This is a genomic window from Erysipelothrix aquatica (genome assembly GCF_009828825.1).
GTDB classification, from domain to species: domain Bacteria; phylum Bacillota_I; class Bacilli_A; order Erysipelotrichales; family Erysipelotrichaceae; genus Erysipelothrix; species Erysipelothrix aquatica_A.
In genome coordinates, this window is the sequence record NZ_WTTA01000003.1 from 62,875 (window position 1) to 84,010 (window position 21,136).

Genomic DNA, 21,136 nt, shown 5'->3' on the forward strand with positions numbered 1-21,136 from the left:
GATGATTTCAGGAGGTGCTTTATGAAAATAGGTTCCGCAGTAAATTCTATTATTCCACACGAACTCTTACCTTTATCCGGTTACATGGGACATCGTCCTGCACTTGGCAGCCACGATTCTTTGAATGCAACTGTAGTTATTATCGATACCCATGTTTTTGTATCACTAGACCTAGTTGGTATCGATGATTATCTCTATCGTTACATTAAGTGTCGGTTACCCGATGACTACACAATCTCTATTTTCGCGACACACACGCATGCAGGTCCCGTTGGAACATTAGATACATCATCCGTACTCCATGGCATGCGTAATGTCTTTCAGGATATCAATCATACTTATCTTGAATTTGTTGCCCTTCAAGTTCTTGATGCCATCAACGAATCATTATCTTCCATGGAACCATTTGAGGCATCATTTGCGGAAGGTTCTATTGAGAATTTATGGACACATCGTATCCATCCTCAAAAAACAATTAATAATACATTGTGGTTTATTGAGTTTAAAACCTTTTCGAAGACAACAATGATGCTTTCTTTCCCTTGTCATCCAACAGTTCTAAATAATCAAAATCAACACTATAGCAAAGACCTACTTTATGGTCTGGATCTTGCGAAAGACGTTGATGTTCTCTTGTTTATGAACGGACCTTCCGCTGATATCAGTACCCGTTTCACGCGACAAGAATCCTCATATGCTGAGATTGAGCGAATGGGACACATATTATGGCAGCAAATAGATAAACTTAAAGACACGGCCACTCCTTTCATGGTGGAGCATCTTGATGTTACTGACTGCTATTATGACCTGAAAACAAAGCCGACATTAACGAAGCATAATCGTCAAATCGAACAACTGCAATTAGCATATGAGCAAACTAAAAATCCTCAGCTACTTACCCAATTGGATGGATTAATACTTGAACGTAGTTTCTTATCATCAAATCCGCCATCAACAATCTCTGCACATTTTCAAATCATCAATTTTGAAAACATACGTATTGTCACGATTCCAGCGGAGTTATCACACGCATTCACTTTAGCCAATACAAAGCTTGTGACACTTGCTAACGGTTACTTGTCCTATTTCACAACCTGCGAATCTTTTGATCAAAACACCTATGAATCTTATGCAAGTGTGATTGATCGTGGTGAGGCAGAACGGATGATACATTTTCTAAAAAATACTATGGAGGCGCATTAAATGCAAACACTTACTTATCTTGAATATATCAATAAAACTATCGCTGAACTTGCAACAACTCAAACACCTGCAATTGATGCAGCAAGCGCCTGCATGGCGGAGGCTCTTGCCCAAGGGAATCGTATTTTAGCTTTTGGGAGTGGCCACTCGCATATGATTGCTGAAGAATTCTACGTCCGCGCTGGAGGACTTGCTTCGATTGAGGCGATTCTTCCATCAGAACTTATGCTTCACGGAACTGTCGGAAAAAGTACTCAAATAGAACGAATCTCTGGTTATGCCAAACCAATCCTTGAGCTTCACAATCCTCGGGCTGGAGATGTTATTATTGTTACATCCAATTCTGGTAGAAATAACGTACCAGTTGAAATGTGCTTAGAGGCTAAAGCCCTAGGAATGCATGTTATTGCAATTACATCATTGAAGCACTCAACACATACGACATCACGGCATGAGAGTGGTCTTCGGATGTTTGAAATCGCAGATATAACGATCGACAATCTTTCACCTGCAGGAGATGCAGCTTTCTACATTGATGGATTCGAAACCCCAACCGGTGCTTTAAGTAACATTATTGGTCTCACAATCGCTCAGACACTTGTTGTGAACGTCGTGGACGAACTCGTACACAGAAATATCGTTCCGCCTGTATTCAAGAGTTCCAATTTAGACGGTGCCGATGCATATAATGATGTTCTATTCGATACTTACCTTCGTTAGAAAATAAAAAAAGGGACCGTCGTCCCTTTTTTACTCGATTCTTTGGAGCTGTCCGTTCGACAGTTTATAAACGGTTCCAAACACTTCCACAATCTCATCAACTACTTTTATCGCGCCATTTTTTGTAGGCGCGTAAATTGGAAGTTCATACGAAAACGGCATCAGATCTGTTTCAATGTAATCATGATTCTCTAAATCAAAGTGTGGCTCAAATGATAATTTATTTAATCCTAATCCTGCTTGAAGTGATGCTGTCTTGACGTCATATTTATTTCGCGGTGAGCACATCCATTTATCACTCATATCTATGGCACCAGCACTAGTTCCGATAATTACACCTTCATGATTGCGAATCACATCGTCAAGTTCTAGGTCATTGATCATTTTCTTTTGTTCGAGATTATAGCCACCTAGAATAGACACAACTGATGCTTGGCTGACCACTGTGCGCGCCTCTTTAGCACTTAATTTATGGTCAACAAAAACATAGTTTCTAAACTCAATACCTGCTTGAAGAAGCCATTCACATTCAACAAGTGGTGGATTGTCTCCTTCATAATAAAGAGGGTCTCCTGAGATCAAAGCAATTGTCTCACGATGACGAATGGCTTGATGCAACGATTTTTGAATGTTAGATGGCATCGTGTCATAATACCAATCCAAGTAATAATGTATGCTCATTACAGTGATATCCTTTTACTTTTTAAAGTATGATGTTAGAATTGCGATCCCTTCTTCATGAAGTACGTGTTGAATGACATTGGGTTGATAATGCGAATGTGCAAAGACTGTTTCGCTACTATTAACCTGAGGTTCACCTAAAATGTAATTCAAATCACGGCTTCCTGCACTGAATACAAGTGTTCCTAACGTTGACCACACCATTGCACCAGAGCACATGAAACACGGTTCACAGCTCGTGTAAAGTGTATACGAAGATAAATCAGTAATTTTGTTCTTACGGCAGAATTCACTAATCAACGCAAGTTCTGCATGCATTGTTGGGTCAGTAAACGACTTTATTCGATTCACAGATGTGGCAACACATTTTCCATTTTTCACGAGCAACGCACCAAAAGGTTCGTCACCACCACGCATTGCTTGTCTTGCTAGGTCTAATGCCTCCATCATAAATACTCTATGTTTATCCATCTTTCGGCTCCTTTTCATCCATTCTAGCACATTTATATCACCTTAATAATTCAATGGTGTTTCAATCGACCCAAAAGGGGCTATTATGCCCCTTTTACTATTTATGATTTATTTTTTCTTCTTGCAGCAAGAGCAATTACAATACCAACACTTGAAAGTACTAGTGCGCTAATTGGAATTAAGTCATTCATTCCCGTGTTTGGTAATGTCTGTACGGTCTCTTTGTTAGTTTCATTCGTAATAGGTGTTGCGGGTTCATTTGGCTCAAACGGCATAACTGGATCAACTGGATCGATTGGGTCAATTGGATCAACTGGATCAACTGGATCAACTGGATTGATTTTTACTAAGTTACTTTTCGCATTTCTGATTTCCAAGATTAGATTGTCAATCATTTCTTGGCTTAATGACTCACTTTGCAAAAGCTTAGTTGCTTTATCTGACACTGTCTTAAGCACACCCATGCTTTCTGGTGTGAACAATGATGAGTCAATTGCATCGATTTCTTGAATTAATGCCACTAATTCTTTGGTATCGACCTTAATAACTTTTTCAATGGACACAGTGTCGATATATGAAGCCACGGCTGGTCCAGAAGCTTTGTAGTAATACAAAGTTACGGCATTAACGCCTTCAGGTGTGGTGAATGTTAGGGAACTTGGTTGATATTCAGTATGCTTAATTTCGACAAACTCCTTATCTTCCTTACCTTGCTTATCGTTCCATTTAACGCCAAGTGTCAGTTTTTGATTCGCATCACCACGCATCGTCATCGCATCAATGCGATATTCTGTATTAGGGGCGACAGCGATAATATGCTCGATTGATGCGCCACCATTAACTGCCTTTATCTCGCCTGCATATTTGCCTTCAAACGGATTATTTGAAGTGATTGCGCCATTCCATTGGAAATTCCAAGGGTCATTATTTGTGTGTTTCGTTGTATCTTCAAATGTTCCGTTTTCAAGTTTTACCTCGAAAGGTGGAATTGAAGGCTCAATCTCTGTTGCAGGTATAAATGGTGTTACTTTCTCAAATTCAACGTCCGAGAATTCATGAGCTCCAATATCGGGAAGACCATTGTAAACATAATCTCCGTCATGAATTGAGTTATGAAAGAAGTCTGTTCCTGCCGTTCCAGGATGTTTGTTAATATCAAGACTGACAAATCGGCCTCCATTAACTGCAGGCGATGTTGCCCTAATTTTAAATCCATCGAGTGCAGACCAATCGGTAACATCACGTGTTTTCATATCCTTATTAAGAACTGTACCCGGGAATGTTACGTCTGCAAACATCGGATCGACACCCGTTAGATTGTTGCCCGGAATTTGATTTGGTTTTGGAATATTACTTCCCGCAAAGATATTGTTTGAGTACTCCCAACGTGGTTTAGTTGCATAGCCGCCATGTCCATTATTTACAAAAATATTATTGTAAATATTTGCTTGAACGTTCCCTCCTTGGTTGACAAGTGGTGCAGTGTTCGTCGTTTCATCAATGTAAAAAACATTGTTGTAAATATTAATCCCTTCGAGATTATTTCCTTGGCAAACCGTCAGAGTTTGGTACTTATCATTATAACTAATATTGTATCTGAACGTTCCGTCCTTAACACCACCGCGGCTTTCAGCACACAATAACAATGTACCTCCATCATTATTATACGAATAATTGTATTGATACACTACACCTTGGGAGCCTTGATCAAAGTCCCATGGCATCCCATCACGGGTTGAGAAACCGCCTGTAACTTCGTTGTACTGGAACAATGTATCATCTGCATTCCATACCCACATTCCTGCATTATAACCTGTTGATTTTAAGTTATAACCATCTAAGTAGTTGTATTCTACAAGAGCTCCTTTGGTCATGTGCGGCGCAATACCATCACCGCCAATATTATAGAGTTTGTTTCCACGTATCTTAACATTTGTAATTGGCGTCCATGGCGTTACAGAGTTTTCGTTGAAGGCAGGATCCTCTGGTCGAAGTAAGTCTCTATTTTTCCAGTCGGTCCAGAAAAGAATACCGGAACGATGGACATCATCAATAATATTGTTTTCAATCACAATATTGTCAAATGTTGTCCGTTGGTTGATACTGTCTTTGTTATGAATTTTTCCATCAACCATATCTGGAATATTAACAGTTACTTGAATTCCAGAACTTCCATTTGCGTCTTTCTTATCCTCACCCTTGACATCGTGGATGTATAAATCATGAATATAGAAGTCATTTAAGGTTGTGGTTGTTTTTGTATTATGCTCCGTCAACGCCTCACCTCCAAAATTGACGTTTAAAAGGTGAACACCACGTCGTGGTGCTTGCGGTGCTAACCCACTCCGATCTTCATTGGTTATCTCTAAATGACTTATTTCCCAATGTTCTTGATTTTTCAAGAGAATGGTATTTTCAACGCCACTACCGTCTAGTCGTGGTAATGCCCCATTGCCATATGCTCCAATAACAATACGATTCCCTTGAGTACCGCTTCCTTGTGGAGCAAGCCCTCCTTGCCAGGCCACCACGCTTGAATAAAATCTTATTACCAGGTTCAAACACATGGTTATTAACGCGTTCAAGTGATTGCCAAGCTTGTTCTGGTGCAGTTCCACTATTGGCGTCGTTTCCAAAAATGTTGTCGATGTAATAGATTGTTGATTGTGAAGTGCTAGTTTCTTGCGCAACAACCGGCACAGCACTTACAACCATCATCAACGAAAAAACAATCGCTATTATAAGTTTTCTTAACTTCATCAGTTCCTCCTAAACACTTATGTGCACAGTTATTGTATCGGAACTACCGTTGTAACCGCTATCACCCTATTGCTTAATCCTTATGTTAAATTGAGGTTTGATCACATTTTGAAATTTATCACATTTATATCAAAGTTTTGTCATTTGCGTCTTAACATTCAAATCTCTTAGAATAGAACTTTTATTGTTTTAAAGGTCTGTTTGTAACATTACAGATATTTTTTATGACATCACAACCAAACAAAATTCATTTTCCGTTAATATTTGTGTAACGGCGAAAACAATGTGTAATATTTATCATATTTTCGTTGCTAAATACGGAGGGAAACACGATGAAAAAAGTAATTATTGCTGCTAGCACGATTTGTATGGTTATCTTGGGTACTGCAAACTTTACAACACTTAAAGCAGAAGAATCAACCACTACACAACCGGATGTCTCAGTAGACCGAAAAAATATTGAGCAACCACGTAATGAATTAAACACAACAACCAAAAATGAGGACACGATTACGGTAACATTTGACCTAAATGGTGGACAAATGTCACAGACACAAATCGAGATACCTAAAAACTCGAAAATTGATACAAGCCAATTGGATCCGACAAAAGAAAATGCCGTCTTCTATATGTGGTATACCGACCCTGAACTTGAGAACATGTTTTTTGATTGGGAACGGTTGACAGAAGACATCACGCTCTATGCTCGTTGGGGTAGTGAGATCAGCCGCGATGCCTTCTCTGATGATATGCTAAGAAAACTCGAACTAAGTTATGGGATTACAGGTCAAATCAGTGATTTGGAGTTACAAGATATCAATTCGTTTGATTCTACAGAATTGTTCTTCAATGAAGACACCAATGACTATGAGAACGTCGCTGTTTATGACTATAAAGGAATTCAATATCTTACGAATATTGAGACATTAACACTCGGAATCGAAAAAGAACACTCAGTTTCTAATGAATCGCTCGAATATCTTGGTGCCCTTAAAACTGTGCAATACCTTACATTTAAAGATATTTTACCAATTGAATATACTGGGTCTTGGATGGAGTATGAACAGTATATTGCGGATAATTTAAACAATAAGGATAATGCCACTTTCTATCAACATGAAATCGTACGCTATTTAAATGCCATGGATTTTGAAGCCACAAGACAAAAGGACTATCCCTTATATCTCAATTTTGATTATAGTTTAAGTTTCTTTGATCAAACGTTCCTAATGGATTGGAATGTTGAGAATTTACCAATTAATGTATCAATCAATGCAGGAGAAATCTATAACACTTTCTATGCAAATGCTGAAGCGGTTGATAAGAATGGGATCCCAATGTTCAAGGTCACGATGGATAATCCAAATATGTTTGTATACTTGGATCAAAACAATAACCTTGCACTCGATTCAAACTACATGTATCAAACTTCAGATTCATCCATTAACTACTTCCCTAATTTCAGCTTTGAAATAAGTGATGAAGATTTAGAACTTCTACAAGCACCTGTTTTAATTGAGTATATCTTACCAGATGGATCTCTTATTGAAGCAGATTCTGATAATCAACTAAGTAACATCACTTTTAAATCAATCAATATATACTTAACCGAACTTCAGTATTCGATGATGAAAAAAGAATTTGATCAAAATGAAAATGGTATTGACTTTATGAATCATCCTGGATATATTGGTTCATTCTCAGCACGTACTGAAATACCGTATGAAGATACACAATCAGGTGGGGGGCTTTTACCTGATGAGAATATCTATATCGATACACGATACCGTCTTCTAATTAACTTGAATGACGTCGTGGAGCAAATTACGGTTTCATTTGATAGTATGGGAGGAACTGAGGTTGATGATCAAATCATTGATAAGAATACAACCGCAGAACTTCCTGAAGCGCCAACTTTCGAAGGTTATACTTTTGATGGATGGTATACGACAGAAGCATTAGAAACTCCATTTGATTTCGATACCCTACTTGATTCAGACACTGTATTATATGCTAAATGGGTAAAAGATGCACCGATTGATCCAATTGATCCGATTGATCCGATTGATCCAATTGATCCGATTGACCCGGTTGACCCGATTGACCCGATTGATCCGGTTGACCCGATTAATCCGGTTGACCCGATTGATCCGGTTGACCCGATTGATCCGGTTGATCCGGTTGACCCGGTTGACCCGATTATTCCAATTACCCCAATCGAACCTGAGGTTGTAAAACCTGAAGAAGGTGAAACGCTTCCTAACACTGGAATCGCCAATAAATCATTCCAAGCAACTGGCGCTTTCTTAATACTTGGTGGCTTTGCCTTATATGTTACAAATCGTAGAAAAAACAATAGATAAAAAAGGACCCTTTGGTCCTTTTATTTTGAGAAAAGTGCATTCAAAGCGAATTGCCCTTTTTCATTTGTCAGTGCAAGCACTGTATCATTGGCTTTGAGTTCAACACTTCCGTTAAGAACAATCACATCATCTTCGCGAATCAGTGTAATTAGAATCGTTTCATCGGGTAGCTGTAGATCTTTAATTTGTTTATTTGCTGCAGCAGAACCCTCTTGAATCCCCATCTGAACGATAGAATTTTTTCCTTTATTTATTTTCAAGAGTGTTGATAAACTCTTCATATCGATTTCATCCATAACAATCCGAGATACAAGGTCTGCCTGATTGACAGCGACATCCACACCCATGGATTGATTAAACAACCATGTGTTTCGCGGATTGTTCACACGGGCAATAACACGTTTAATGCCATACTCATACTTCGCAATGGTAGCGACCACAAGGTTGACTTGGTCTTCTCCTGTTACCGCAACGACAACATCAGCAGAGACGATTCCAGCACGTTCTAATGTATCTGGATCACTTCCAGTTCCACGTACAAGCATTTTTTCTGGAAAATCATTTTTAATTTTTTCTAAAGGTTTTTCACGATTTTCAATGATCGAAACATCGTAGTCATTCTGGATTAGGAGCTTCGCAACATATGAACCTACTTGTCCGCCACCAATAATTATTGCTTTCATTATGATTTCCCCCTAAAGACCTAGGACACTTTTCAATGTGTCCAGGTCATTGTTTTGTACCGCAATATACAGTTCATCATTTGCTTCGAGTACTGCACCTCGTTCAGGAATAAATGCGTTGTTATTACGCATAACACTCACAACCTGAACGCCTAAATTATTAACTGTTTCAATGTTCTTCCCAATTAACAAAGGTGTAACCATGAGTTTGATAATTTCAACATCACTATTACCAATCGTTGCAATACTATCCATATCTGTTTTGGTTAAGAGTTTCACAACGCGGCGTGTTCCCCATTCTGTTGTCGAAACAGTTTGAACACCCAACATTGCATAAATTGAAGCATTCTTTGTATTGTATTGACGCGCAATTACTTTAGGAACCGCATATAGATTGCGGGCAATTCGACCAATTAAAGCATTGGTTTCATCGCTATCTGTGCATGATACGACTGCATCTGCGTGATTAATATCGGCATTTTCTAAGACCTCTTTATCAAAACCAACTCCTACCATGTAGGTAACATTATCATATTCTGGTAACCGTTTTAATACCGATGCATCGGTATCAATAGCAATAATGTCATTGTTGTCTTGACTTAGAGTGTGGATTAATTCAGTTCCCATACGTCCACATCCAACTATTATAATTTTCATGTTAATTATCCTTTCACGATATGATTGCGAATATATTTTTTACGTAATTCATCCAATAAGATAGCAGGAATAGGAATTAGGATTAAGATCATCCATTCCATCCAACCCAATGGTGCAGTATCAAAGATATTTTGTAAAGCTGGAACATACATCAGTGACGCAATCAACAGTATTTCTACAACGATACCGATCAATACTTTTGAATTGGTGAAAATTCCGCGTTTAAAGATTGATTGGCTTTCTGTACGGCAGTTGAGTACCATCCCAATTTGACCAAAGACGATCATTGCAAGTGCCATTGTTGTTGCTTGGCGGTAGACACTGCCATTTTCGAGGAGGCTTGTTTGTGGGCAGTTACTGTGCATAAAGTAGATAAAGAAGTAACCAAACATTGCAAATGCTGAAAGTATCAAGCCATACCAGAAGAAGGCAATAATGAATGTTTTTTTGTTTAAGAGTGCTTCACCGCGTTTCCGTGGTGGTTTGTTCATAATTCCTTCTTCAGGTTGCTCGGTGCCAAGTCCAAGTGCTGGTAACATGTCTGTTCCAAGGTCAATTGCAAGAATTTGCATAATTGTAAGTGGTAATGGAATTGCACCACGTGACAATAGGAAGGCTACAGACGGAATGGCTTCTGCCATATTACTATTGAGGATATACGTTAAGAATTTACGGATATTGCTATAAACTGCACGGCCTTCCTCAACTGCTTTAACGATTGATGCAAAGTTGTCATCCGTTAGAATAACATCGGCTGCTTCTTTCGCAACATCGGTTCCAGTGATTCCCATAGCAACCCCTATATCAGCTTTTTTTAGTGCTGGGGCGTCGTTAACACCATCACCTGTAACCGCAACAATATGTCCAAGTTCTTGAAGCGTTGCGACGACGCGATATTTTTGCTCAGGTGCAACACGAGCAAAGATTACCTCATCCTCAAGTGCATGTTTAAGTTCATCATCGGAAAGTTTGTAAAGTTCAGATCCAGTAATAACACGTGGATGTTCCGTTTTTACAATTCCAATTTTTTTAGCAATACTTTCAGCGGTTAGACCATAGTCTCCTGTAATCATTATAATACGGATGCTTGCATCATGACAGATTTTTACGGCATCACTGACTTCTGGACGTGCTGGATCGGACATAACAACTAAACCTAAGAATGTGAGGTCGTCTTCGATGATTTCAGGTGTATATTGACTCATCGTGTTTGGAAGAGACGTTTCATGATCTAAAGCACGATACGCGACTGCTAAAACACGCAACCCATTACGAGCGTACATATCGTTTGCTTCCATTGCTTCATCAAAGAACGCTGATTCCATCGCTATGCGTTCACCATTACGTTCTACGTGACTTGAGATTTCTAGGATTTCACGAGGTGCTCCTTTGACAAAAGCGATTCGTTGGTCACCATGAATTTTGTAGGAATAATCATGAATTGTTGTCATGCGTTTACGCGTTGAATCAAAAGGAAGTTCGCGAAGACGTAAAGCCTCTGTGGTTAAGGAATCAAGATTAATTCCACCCTTTTGTGCCACAACACCCAAACACGCTTCAGTAGGGTCGCCTAAGACTGTATAACGATCATTATCTTCATTCGGAGCGACCACTTTCGCATTGCTACATAATGCAGCAGCACGAAGAATTGTTTGAAGGTTGGTGTGATCGTACACCTTGATAGCTTCTCCATCGAGTGTGATTTGACCTTCTGGGGCATATCCTAGACCACTAACATCATATTCATGATCCAAAGTCCAGACGTTGCTAACGGTCATTTCGTTTTGGGTTAATGTTCCCGTTTTATCTGAACAGATAACGGAAGTAGAACCTAAGGTTTCAACAGCCGATAATTTTTTAACTAATGCGTTTTCTTTAGCCATTCGTTTCACAGCAATCGCAAGTGACAACGTTACAGTCGGTAGTAAACCTTCTGGAATAAAGGCAACAATCATCCCCAAGGCAAAGATGAATGATTTTGCAAGTGTTTCTTGGACAAAGAACACTGAGATAATAAAGAACAAAATACCAATTGATGTAGCAATAATCGAGATTTGTTTCGTAAGAACATCTAATTCTTGTTGGAGTGGACTTTTCTCTTCTTTCATGTTTTGGGTAAGATTGGCAATTTTTCCAAATTCCGTATTCATACCTGTCGCATAAACGATTGCTTTTCCGGTTCCACTTGAAACTGAAGTTCCAGCGAAAATTAAGTTTCGAATTTCAAACCGTGATAAATCATCACCCAAAACGGCATCCGCATTCCGACGGACTGGATTTGATTCACCCGTTAAGGTCGATTGGTCCACATTCAAATCACTGCATTCGACAAGACGGGCATCAACGGAGATACGATCGCCTTCCGCAATAATTAAAATATCACCCACAACGAGTTCTTCAGTAAGAATTTGTTGTTCTTCACCATCACGTACGACACGTGCAAAGGACGGCAACATTTTTTTCAATGCATCAGTAGCTTTCCCTGCTTGGAATTCTTGCCAGAAACCAAAAACACCATTGATGACATTGACGAGCCAAATTGAAATACCTAATTGAGGCATATCTGCAAAGATTGCGATTCCCCCACTAAACCATAACAAAATAGCCATCAAGCTGGAAAAGTGATGTAAAAATTTCTTCCACATTGGTTCACCTTTCACTTCTCTAAGCACATTTTTTCCGTATTCTTGTTGACGTTTTTTTACTTCATCAGTACTTAAGCCATTACGATCTACATCAAGGTGTTCGTAGACATCTTGTGGCGTAACTTTATAGACTGAGTCATTGTCATATTTCTTCATGTTATTCCCCTTCTTTTCAAAAGATAAAAGTATTCTAACACCACTGGTATTAAGACGGTATTAAGATTGATTTTTCGACTTGAAAACATAAAAAAAGAGTAGCCATGATACTCTTTTAAAGGGGGGCGTTTTATTTTGAGACGACTGATATTCTCTTTTGAATATGATGCGCTTGTTCGATTTCATCTACCATTGCAATTGCATAGTCTGCATAACTAATGGTGCTTTCGTTTTGGCTATTTAGTGTTAGAACTTCACCTGCCAATGTATAGCTACCTGTACGAATCCCATCAGCTCTAAAATCCGCTGCAGGAGAGACATACGTCCATTTCACATCCGCTCTTTCGCGAAGTTGATCAAGTGCTTTCCCCATATTTGAAGCCATTGGCAAATATGCTTCTGGAAAGCCTTCTGTTTGCATCAGTTGGGTTGTTAGTGCTTCATCAACATAGAGACTCCCTGCCCCACCAACGACTAAAAGACGTGTGGGTGTTTCAGCTACAAGATTTGCGATGTGATTAAGAGATGTAACGTGGACGGTTTGATCTTCACCGAAAAATCCAAATGCGTCAACAACACTATCAAAACCTACTAAATCTTCTGATTTTAAGTCAAATAAATCACTTTCAAACACTAATGCATCCTTGTTAGTTACTTTATTTGCGTCGCGGACGAAAGCGGTGACTTCATGACCTCGGGCAATTGCCTCATCAACAATCAATCTACCTGCTTTTCCACTTGCACCTATTACTGCTATTTTCATAAATTTTCCTCCTGGCGTTCGGTTGTAACCACAACACTTACATCAATAGATTATACCCCTTTTGTTGTAATGTCAATAGTTACAACCATTGACATTACAACCTGCTCTACCTATACTTATACATAACAAGAGGTAGTATTATGCAAATAAGTAGTCGTTTCACCATTGCTTTACATTCATTAATCTGTATTTATACATTTGATGGCAATCATAAAATCACCAGTGATTTTATTGCAGAGAGTGTCAACGTCAATCCGGTCATCATCCGAAATGTTCTTGGCCAATTAAAAAAAGCAGATCTTGTAGCGATTCAACGGGGGGCTGGTGGTGCCCACATCGCGAAAGATCCTACGTCCTTTACGTTGTATGATGTCTTCATTGCCGTCGACAGTATTCAGGATGATCTCTTTGCCTTTCATGATAATCCGAATCCTAATTGCCCCGTCGGAAAACAAGTTCACACGGTACTTGATGGATACCTTGATGATGTTCAAAACGCAATGATCAATGAATTAAAGAAAACAACATTCGAAGATGTCATTCATAAAGTAGAAATTTAAAAAGGACTGAGTTTATCTCAGTCCTTTTCATGCATAAGTTGCTTAGAAATTGCAAACAACAATGCTTCATTCCCTTTGCCCGCCATCAGTTGGACTCCAAAGTGCTCATTAGCTTCATTCTTATATACGGGAAGGCTTAATGCCGGTTGCCCAGTGATATTCGCAAGCATCGTAAATGGTGTATAGGCTAAAGATGCTTCAAACATGTCCCAAACCACTTGATAAGGGTTAGCATCATCTTCAATGTTTACCATTTTTTTCATGAACGCGTCGGTGTGATATACGTAATCCACAGCCGGTGCCGCCTTAGCCGTTGTTGGTGTTAAATATAGATCATACGATTGATGAAACTGGTGCATAATGTCACTGACACGATCCCAGTAATTGAGTGCATCCACCATTTCCCACCCCGTAACCTTCAAGCCGTAGTGATAAAGCACCCACGACATGAGTTCAATGTCATCTTTTTGTATCGAACGGTTCAATGATAACTCAACTTCTTTGAACATCGCTGCCGTTTCAACACCATTTACCCTATAATACGTTTCCATCAACTTCATCCCATTATAGTCAGGAGCCTCATAAACAAGTGTATGACCTAATGATTCAAGGTGTTGGACCGTTTGCATTAATGCAGTTTTAGCATCATCACTGACTACACTCCCCACAGGTGATACATCAGAATATGCAACTCGCAACGGCCGATGCGGTATTGCTTTTTCCTCCACATAATTAAAAGGTGAGGCGACCGTATTCTGCTTGATTGCTTCAAACAATAATTCCGTATCTGTCACGGTTTGTGTTAAGAAGAAATTCATTGATGCCCCTTGCCAACCGCGATGCGAATAGGGTCCAGTCGGAATACTTCCACGTGTTGGTTTAAGGCCTACTAGCCCGGTATAGCTCGCCGGAATTCGAATGGAACCACCACCATCACTTGCTGCGACGACAGGGGTAAATCCTGCAACCAACGCTGCAGCTGCACCACCACTTGAACCCCCAGGTGTTGTCTTCCGATTTCGTGGGTTTCGTGTGATTCCATAAAGTTTAGAATCTGTAATATTCTTAAATCCAAACTCAGGGCTATTGGTCTGTCCCACAACTATAAATCCAAGATCTAAGATGGCTTGTACGAAGTTATTCGTGTGCCGAGCTTTCATGTCTTTAAAGAGGCATGATGCTGCCGTGCTCGGTTCCCCTTTGAGACTATGACCCAAGCTTTTGATCAAAATTGGAGTCCCTTTAAACACCGTCTGGCTAAAGTCTCTTTCGGATTCAGAAAGCGCCGCTTCGAATCGTGTATGTACCACCGCATTGAAGTTCTTATTGTTTTGTTCAATCGCTTGGATGGATGCTTGCACTAATTGTTTAGGGGTAACATCTCCCTGTTCTAAAGCTTGAAGTGTCTGTTTTAGATTCATAATTTCTCCTTTAATCGTTGGGGTTATCTTTGGCATGGACGCATACATCACGCCTTCTTAGCGTTTTTGCAGAATGTATTGTTTTTGCCGATGTAGTGATTGACGTTTGGAATGCGGTGTAATCCTTATGATTGGTTTGGTTGGTAATGTTACGCCTAAAAGGGATACAGCCGCTTCACATACACTGTTTTCATCCTCAAGATACAAAAGTGTAACATTTAGTAAGTCTGCTACCCTTTGGGCCATGCGCGAATTTTTCAAAAATGCCCCGGTCAAAAAGATAGCATGATTATGATCAAATCCAATACTCTCTAACATCAGATCAATGTTCGCAATCATCCCCAGAAATATTGCTTGAGTCGTCACCGTATTATTATTGCTTTGCATATTAAATTGCAAGTTCTGATTGATTCGCCAAAAAGGACCGCGCTCCCCAAATACATACGGTTTTGCCAACAGTTCAATATGCTCGGGATTTGCCATTTCAAGGAAATCAACGAGTTTCTCAAAAGGCAAGGTTCCGTTGAAATAGGTATCACTTACCCATTGATAGAGATTGCCACCATTGTTGGAAGCATTCCCACATAAATAGGCCTTTTTATTAAAAATATAACAAAACGTAGTATGGGTCGATGATAGGACAGGTTTCGTTGCATAATACCGAACACCAATACTTGTACCAATACTCATGACATACTTTGTCTGATGGCGGTAAGTATCTTGCATGAAGAACGCAGATGCCATCACACCATCCGTGGCTCCTATCGTGACGGTTAAAACACGATCACCGTGTTGCATTGGTGCTTGATAGGTTACAGGAACGACACGCGGAAATTGTGTGATGTCTTTGTGAATCAGATTTAAAATTTCCAAATCCCATGTATGTGTGTGGATGTTAAAGCACCCTGACGCCGAAGCACTCGAAATATCAGTTACAAATAGTCCCGTCAAGGCCTCCATGAGATATGCCTTCAGATCATAGACAAACGCTATGGGTTTGGCACGATCCTGATACAATTTTGTGAGGGGCGACATTGGATGCAAAGGCGTTCCAGTGCGCTCATAAAATGGAATGTCCATCGTACACAACGCTTCCATACTCGGTTTTGATCGATTATCGGACCACAAAATCATCGGTTCATCGCGCTGATTTTCATCACGATAAATAAGCGAATGCATTGCTGTGGTTAAAACAATGTGGCCAATTTCAAAATGACGTACACCATAATCAATGAGTTCTTGAACATGTTTGAGAATTGTTGGCGCATCTTGAGTTTGTTCCCTATCACACGTCCTGGTTTCAATCGTTACCTGTCTAACCTCGTGGCATCGGGGTCCTTCAAAATATGCGGCTTTGATATTTGTGGTTCCAATGTCGATACTTACAATTTTTAAATCCATCTATAAACCCCTTACCTATTTTGATCCGCACGTTCAATAAGTGCAATAATTTTCTTTACAGTATTTGCCGTGCGAACAGTAACACCGTGATTGGCTTTAGAACTTGCAAGTTTTGAACCTACAGTCTTATTAAAAGACGCAAGGACACAACTCCAATAAATAAGACCATCACCAATAACCATTGTTTCAATTGCTTCTTTATGCGGTCCTAAGATGTCTTGAACATCTTGGGGTGTCAATGGATCGATAACAAATAATGCATTGTGATAAGTGCTTTTATCATTTGTTGCCCACCATTCCGGCGCTTCATGAACTATCATTTTTAAATTTTCATAGCTTCTAATGGTGACTGGAATGGTGCGTGAAAAAGACACTTGAATTAAGGCTTCAATTTTTTCAATCAAATGTATTTCATCGGCTTCTTCCGTTTTAAAAATAACATTACCACTATTTATATACGTTTGAACATCACGAAATCCCGACGTTTCAAATGCCTCTTTTAATGCCTTCATCGCAATGATGTTTTTACCACCAATATTAATACCTCTTAAAAAAGCTACATAATATGGCATTAGTGCCACCTCGTACTTTAATCGTGCCATAGCTCTTTCTGGAAAGCAAACATTATATCGTTAATCTGTTCCGTTTTTGGAAACTATTTCTTTGTAAAAAATCTATCACTGTTGCGTATACGTGATGGCTTATTTATAATGATAAAAACAGATGGAGGATAACGATGAATAATAAGGTTTCAACTATGAATGGCCGAATCGATTATGTAGACCTCGAAACGGTTTATACACTGCGACATACTGTAATGTATCCCTTCGACTCCCGCAATCGTGTCTTTGTCCCTGGCGATCATGAAGCCGTTCACTATGGCTATTTTCTGGATAATCAGTGTGTGAGTGTACTTTCTGTCTTCAAGACCGATTCAGCCTATCAAATTCGAAAATTTGCGACACTCACGTCATATCAAAATCACGGTATAGGGACAGCACTATTAAACTATATTATCGAACAATACAGCGGAACATTGCTTTTAAACGCACGCATCGAAAAAGTATCGTTTTATCAAAAATTCGGCTTTGAGAGTTATGGTCATCCTCATGACAAAAATGGCCACACCTATCTAAAAATGATTCGCCACGACTCAATAAAAAAATAATTACCGCTTAAACATAAAAACTTTAATTTTAATGTCTAAATGGCTATACTTGTATCCATTAAGGAGTTTTTATGAAACGAAACATTATAATTGGTATTATACTGACAATCACAATGATTATCTGCTTTGCCGTCTTTTGGCACTATAAGAATCAACCAGCACCGCAGGCGAGATGCGTTGTATCCTCATTCAATCACAAGAAATATACAACACGCTCAGATCAACAGGTTCATGTGACATTACAAAATACTGACGATGCGCAATGTGCGATTCAAGGTATTAGCTTCTACATTGATTTATTAAAGAAGAAACTGCATCATACTGTCGTCTTTGATAAGAACAATGAGACATGGAATGTACAATTAAAAGAAAGTAACGATGACGCCCTTACCATCAATTTGCGAAATCCCAAACGCACTATTTCTTTGAAATTACACCTACGATCACCAAAATTCAACAGCAATAATCCCGAACGCATAGAATACTATGCGTTTTCTATTTCCAAGCTTAACTACAAAAAAGTTCAAAGGCTAAACAGCACCTTTGAACTATTACTACCCTATCCAATCAAACTCAGGCAATCGTGACCCCAAGATACGACGCACATCAGATACTCATTTAGTAGCTACCTGACAAGCTGTCATTGATGCTTTTATTGGCTTGTTACCTATACCTGAAAATGATATGACAGAATGGTTAATTCAAGTCGATAATCGCGGCATCAAGACATCGGATAAAGACTTCATCGTGACTAATTATAATGAAGGCAACACCCAAATGGGCATATGTTTGAATTAGCTTTACAACTTGAGCCATATTTTTGGCGTCCAGTCCGGATGTCGGTTCGTCAAGAATAAGTATATCGGGGCGTCGCATCAGTCCTATCGCAAATGTGAGACGTTGCTTTTGACCTCCTGAAAGTGTCGCTGGATGCCGTTCTTTTAAGGCAAAGAGATCCAAATCCGTTAAGATACCTTCTGCGTTTTTAAAGTTAGTCGTATTTTTACGATGGCCCAACATGATTTCTCTATAAACACTGTCAGAAAAGAGTTGGTAATCGGCATCTTGATGTACAAACCAGAAATGCTTGTATCGCTTTCGACGAGTAGTCTTACGTCCATTAACGCTTATGGATCCGTTTCTTTCCTTAATAAGACCACAAAGTGTTTTCGCTAATGTTGTTTTCCCAACCCCGTTGGTACCTGTTAAAACAAGTATTTGTCCTTTATCAAGAGAAAAGTTAAGGTTATCTTGAAGTATGCGCCTCTTTCGCGAAACAGAAATGCCCAAATTCGAAACTTTAAGCAATGAAATTTTAGCCATGTTATGAGCGTGTGCTGATTTAACCTTTGTTTCATCAATGCTGATACCATGCGGGCGCAGTCCAAAGGCTGACAAGGTCTCATTGGTTAGCTTGAAGTATTCATGATTTGTCCATGTATGACGTAATTCACCATGATTCAAATAAACAACAAAATCTAAAACATCCTTTAAATATTCGATCCGATGGTCTGCAATTAGAATTGTATTACCCTCTTTTTTTAGACGCTTCACTGTGTTCAATAAACGTACACACGATTTTGGATCTAAATTTGCGGATGGCTCATCTAAGATATAGATTTTAGGTTGATGGACCTCAATTGCAGCAGTTGCCACTTTTTGTTTTTCACCACTTGATAGCTCCGATAGTTCTCTACTTGATAGATGAGTGATGTTATTCTTGATCAACGACTTTCGTAAATTTACAGAAATCTGATGTGGTTCAATTCCATAATTTTCAGATGTGAATGCCAACTCATCTAAAACATGAGACGTAAAAAATTGGGTTCTCGCATCTTGGAACACACTGCCCGTTATCTTCCCGTATTCCCATGCGTTTAATTCAGTAACATCAACGCCATTAAGTTTAACGGTTCCCGTCAATTTCCCCTCAAAATAATGGGGAATCAAACCGTTGAGAATCCGCGTTAACGTTGTTTTTCCACACCCAGATGGTCCTGTTACAACGACACATTCACCAGCCTTAACGTGTAATGACACCGAATTCAATTCATTGTATTTTTGAGTGTATGAAAATGATACATTCTTTAAATCAATCACTGTTGTCATAAAAACTCCTATATCATTTTTGTACTACGAATTACTATTACCATGCACAAAGCAACCAAAAGTAAAGCTGTCATCATGTTTTTTAGATTAAAACGCGACGTATAAATCGATGTTCGAGGATAGGGAAAATCGATACCCTTTGTCATTGATGATGCCGCTAAATCTTCGGATATGCGTAATGTTCGCATCATGAGAGGAACATAAATGACTTCAAAACTTCGTAGCGGGTGAAGCCAATTTTGAGGTTTTGTAAAGGATAACCCTCGTAGTGATGAGGCAGTGCTAATGATTTCGAGTTCTTTTCTCATGAGAGGAAAAAATCGCAAGCTAATGACAAGTGTTACGGCGAGAGTCTGGGGGAGTCTGAGTGCCAGAAACCCTGAAATCAACTTTCCGGTTGAAACCTTCTGTAATAGATACGCAAGCGTCACAACCGGCATAAATCTAAGACAAAGGAAAACTATAAGACCCAAAAACTTAGCAAGCTGATTTTCAGAGTAGTAAACATAATAGTTGAGTACTACGAGACACACAAGTATTAGACTTGTCTTAAATACTCGACGGTAAGCATGCATTAATAATGTATAAAAGAGCACACTTACATTCATCAAAATGAGGCCTTCCACATTTACTATCATCACAAAAATACTCACGAAAAATAATAAGCCTACTATAATTCTTGGATCTAAGTTTTTATCGCTCATGGTTTCTCCTTTGCATGCACGAACACCCAATGGGTTCGCGCTTTGTTTTTATACTTTATGGGTTTAAAGTGTGACAAACCCAGCTTTTACAAAATGTTTTTGCAAAAGTTTATACCCAAACAAACACCCTAAAGTCACGCTGCTTATCAACGCAATTACCGCTACACTAATCCAAAGTGGCGATGTCATATACTGTATGTACACATCACGAAGTGTGCCTTCAATATGCATCGTCGAAAAGTAATAATCGGCTGAAAAAGCTACAATTATGTAATTACAAAATCCATAAATGACGTTGTATACCGTGAACGCGATCGTTTGACCGTGCAAACTTCGATAATTACCGACGGTTGACAGTAAATACTCGCCTAAAATTCCACCAACAAGCGTGAAAGGAAGTACAAATACGGCCCCCATAAGTGCATAAAAGATTCCTGAAACAATTCCAAATGTTAATAGGACCCCTTTTTTTCCGACTTTAAATGCCATCAGAATATAGATGGGACAGGTAAAGAATAAAACAAATGCGGTTGCGTACGGATAAAACCAGAGTAGAAAAGGTGACGTAGCAACTGATAAAATGACCGATAACACGAGACACACGACGCTATAAAGGCCAATGGTCAGATAATCTTTAGATGTTAATTGAAATGTCCGTTTTTGATTCATAA

At 39.2% G+C, this 21,136-nt stretch carries 19 protein-coding genes; 6 read left to right on the forward strand and 13 right to left on the reverse strand.

Translation table 11 applies throughout. The features are described 5' to 3' along the window. The first annotated feature begins 21 nt into the window (after positions 1-21). Together GVV22_RS06255 and GVV22_RS06260 are read left to right on the forward strand one after the other, a co-directional pair. Entirely contained in the window at positions 22-1,203 is a 1,182-nt protein-coding gene (locus GVV22_RS06255; protein ID WP_159649280.1) for a hypothetical protein, read from the forward strand. After that, a complete protein-coding gene (locus GVV22_RS06260; protein WP_159649281.1) occupies positions 1,204-1,923 on the forward strand; it encodes an SIS domain-containing protein in 720 nt (239 codons plus the stop codon). A gap of 30 nt (positions 1,924-1,953) precedes the next feature. On the opposite strand, the gene GVV22_RS06265 is transcribed toward GVV22_RS06260, so the two are convergent. The 3 genes from GVV22_RS06265 to GVV22_RS06275 form a co-directional block, all read right to left on the reverse strand. Next, positions 1,954-2,604 carry a Type 1 glutamine amidotransferase-like domain-containing protein gene (locus GVV22_RS06265; protein WP_159649282.1) on the reverse strand — a complete coding sequence of 217 codons (651 nt, stop codon included), beginning with the start codon at positions 2,602-2,604 and terminating at the stop codon, positions 1,954-1,956. A 15-nt stretch (positions 2,605-2,619) separates the two neighbouring features. Then, on the reverse strand, positions 2,620-3,075 hold the full coding sequence (locus GVV22_RS06270; protein ID WP_159649283.1) for a nucleoside deaminase: 456 nt from the start codon (positions 3,073-3,075) through the stop codon (positions 2,620-2,622). Between the two features lie 101 nt (positions 3,076-3,176). Continuing rightward, positions 3,177-5,603 (reverse strand): hypothetical protein, encoded by a 2,427-nt coding sequence (locus GVV22_RS06275; RefSeq protein WP_159649284.1) that lies wholly within the window; start codon positions 5,601-5,603, stop codon positions 3,177-3,179. Positions 5,604-6,167: 564 nt separating this feature from the next. On the opposite strand from GVV22_RS06275, the gene GVV22_RS06280 reads away from it, so the two are divergent. Next, a complete protein-coding gene (locus GVV22_RS06280) occupies positions 6,168-8,198 on the forward strand; it encodes an InlB B-repeat-containing protein (protein ID WP_159649285.1) in 2,031 nt (676 codons plus the stop codon). Positions 8,199-8,218: 20 nt separating this feature from the next. On the opposite strand, the gene GVV22_RS06285 is transcribed toward GVV22_RS06280, so the two are convergent. The 4 genes from GVV22_RS06285 to GVV22_RS06300 all read right to left on the reverse strand — a co-directional run bounded on the left by GVV22_RS06285 (position 8,219) and on the right by GVV22_RS06300 (position 13,102). Beyond that, the gene (locus GVV22_RS06285) at positions 8,219-8,881 is read right to left on the reverse strand and encodes a potassium channel family protein (protein WP_159649286.1); all 663 of its coding nucleotides are present in this window, start codon (positions 8,879-8,881) and stop codon (positions 8,219-8,221) included. Positions 8,882-8,893: 12 nt separating this feature from the next. Continuing rightward, positions 8,894-9,538 carry a potassium channel family protein gene (locus GVV22_RS06290; RefSeq protein ID WP_159649287.1) on the reverse strand — a complete coding sequence of 215 codons (645 nt, stop codon included), beginning with the start codon at positions 9,536-9,538 and terminating at the stop codon, positions 8,894-8,896. Between the two features lie 5 nt (positions 9,539-9,543). Further along, a complete protein-coding gene (locus tag GVV22_RS06295; protein ID WP_159649288.1) occupies positions 9,544-12,339 on the reverse strand; it encodes a cation-translocating P-type ATPase in 2,796 nt (931 codons plus the stop codon). A gap of 130 nt (positions 12,340-12,469) precedes the next feature. Beyond that, positions 12,470-13,102, reverse strand: coding sequence for an NAD(P)-dependent oxidoreductase (locus tag GVV22_RS06300; RefSeq protein ID WP_159649289.1), 633 nt, complete (start codon positions 13,100-13,102; stop codon positions 12,470-12,472). Positions 13,103-13,242: 140 nt separating this feature from the next. On the opposite strand from GVV22_RS06300, the gene GVV22_RS06305 reads away from it, so the two are divergent. Then, positions 13,243-13,662 carry an Rrf2 family transcriptional regulator gene (locus GVV22_RS06305; protein ID WP_159649290.1) on the forward strand — a complete coding sequence of 140 codons (420 nt, stop codon included), beginning with the start codon at positions 13,243-13,245 and terminating at the stop codon, positions 13,660-13,662. A gap of 17 nt (positions 13,663-13,679) precedes the next feature. On the opposite strand, the gene GVV22_RS06310 is transcribed toward GVV22_RS06305, so the two are convergent. The 3 genes from GVV22_RS06310 to GVV22_RS06320 are packed head-to-tail and all read right to left on the reverse strand — an operon-like array spanning position 13,680 to position 17,056. Further along, positions 13,680-15,083: an amidase gene (locus tag GVV22_RS06310; RefSeq protein ID WP_159649291.1), complete on the reverse strand. Its 1,404-nt coding sequence runs from the start codon at positions 15,081-15,083 to the stop codon at positions 13,680-13,682. 57 nt (positions 15,084-15,140) lie between these two features. Further along, positions 15,141-16,484, reverse strand: coding sequence for an FGGY family carbohydrate kinase (locus GVV22_RS06315; protein ID WP_159649292.1), 1,344 nt, complete (start codon positions 16,482-16,484; stop codon positions 15,141-15,143). 11 nt (positions 16,485-16,495) lie between these two features. Continuing rightward, positions 16,496-17,056 (reverse strand): DUF1697 domain-containing protein, encoded by a 561-nt coding sequence (locus GVV22_RS06320; RefSeq protein ID WP_159649293.1) that lies wholly within the window; start codon positions 17,054-17,056, stop codon positions 16,496-16,498. A 164-nt stretch (positions 17,057-17,220) separates the two neighbouring features. Here GVV22_RS06320 and GVV22_RS06325 point away from each other — a divergent pair, with 164 nt between their 5' ends. Both GVV22_RS06325 and GVV22_RS06330 read left to right on the forward strand, forming a co-directional pair. After that, entirely contained in the window at positions 17,221-17,652 is a 432-nt protein-coding gene (locus GVV22_RS06325) for a GNAT family N-acetyltransferase (RefSeq protein WP_159649294.1), read from the forward strand. A gap of 71 nt (positions 17,653-17,723) precedes the next feature. Then, on the forward strand, positions 17,724-18,239 hold the full coding sequence (locus GVV22_RS06330) for a hypothetical protein (RefSeq protein ID WP_159649295.1): 516 nt from the start codon (positions 17,724-17,726) through the stop codon (positions 18,237-18,239). Between the two features lie 109 nt (positions 18,240-18,348). Here the strand turns inward: GVV22_RS06330 and GVV22_RS06335 are convergent, their stop codons facing one another. The 3 genes from GVV22_RS06335 to GVV22_RS06345 form a co-directional block, all read right to left on the reverse strand. Then, positions 18,349-19,761, reverse strand: a complete 1,413-nt coding sequence (locus GVV22_RS06335; RefSeq protein ID WP_159649296.1) for an ABC transporter ATP-binding protein — start codon at positions 19,759-19,761, stop codon at positions 18,349-18,351. Between the two features lie 8 nt (positions 19,762-19,769). Then, complete coding sequence (locus GVV22_RS06340; RefSeq protein WP_159649297.1) at positions 19,770-20,465, reverse strand: energy-coupling factor transporter transmembrane component T; 696 nt, start codon at positions 20,463-20,465, stop codon at positions 19,770-19,772. Between the two features lie 63 nt (positions 20,466-20,528). Continuing rightward, entirely contained in the window at positions 20,529-21,134 is a 606-nt protein-coding gene (locus tag GVV22_RS06345) for an MptD family putative ECF transporter S component (RefSeq protein ID WP_159649298.1), read from the reverse strand. Positions 21,135-21,136 lie beyond the last annotated feature (2 nt).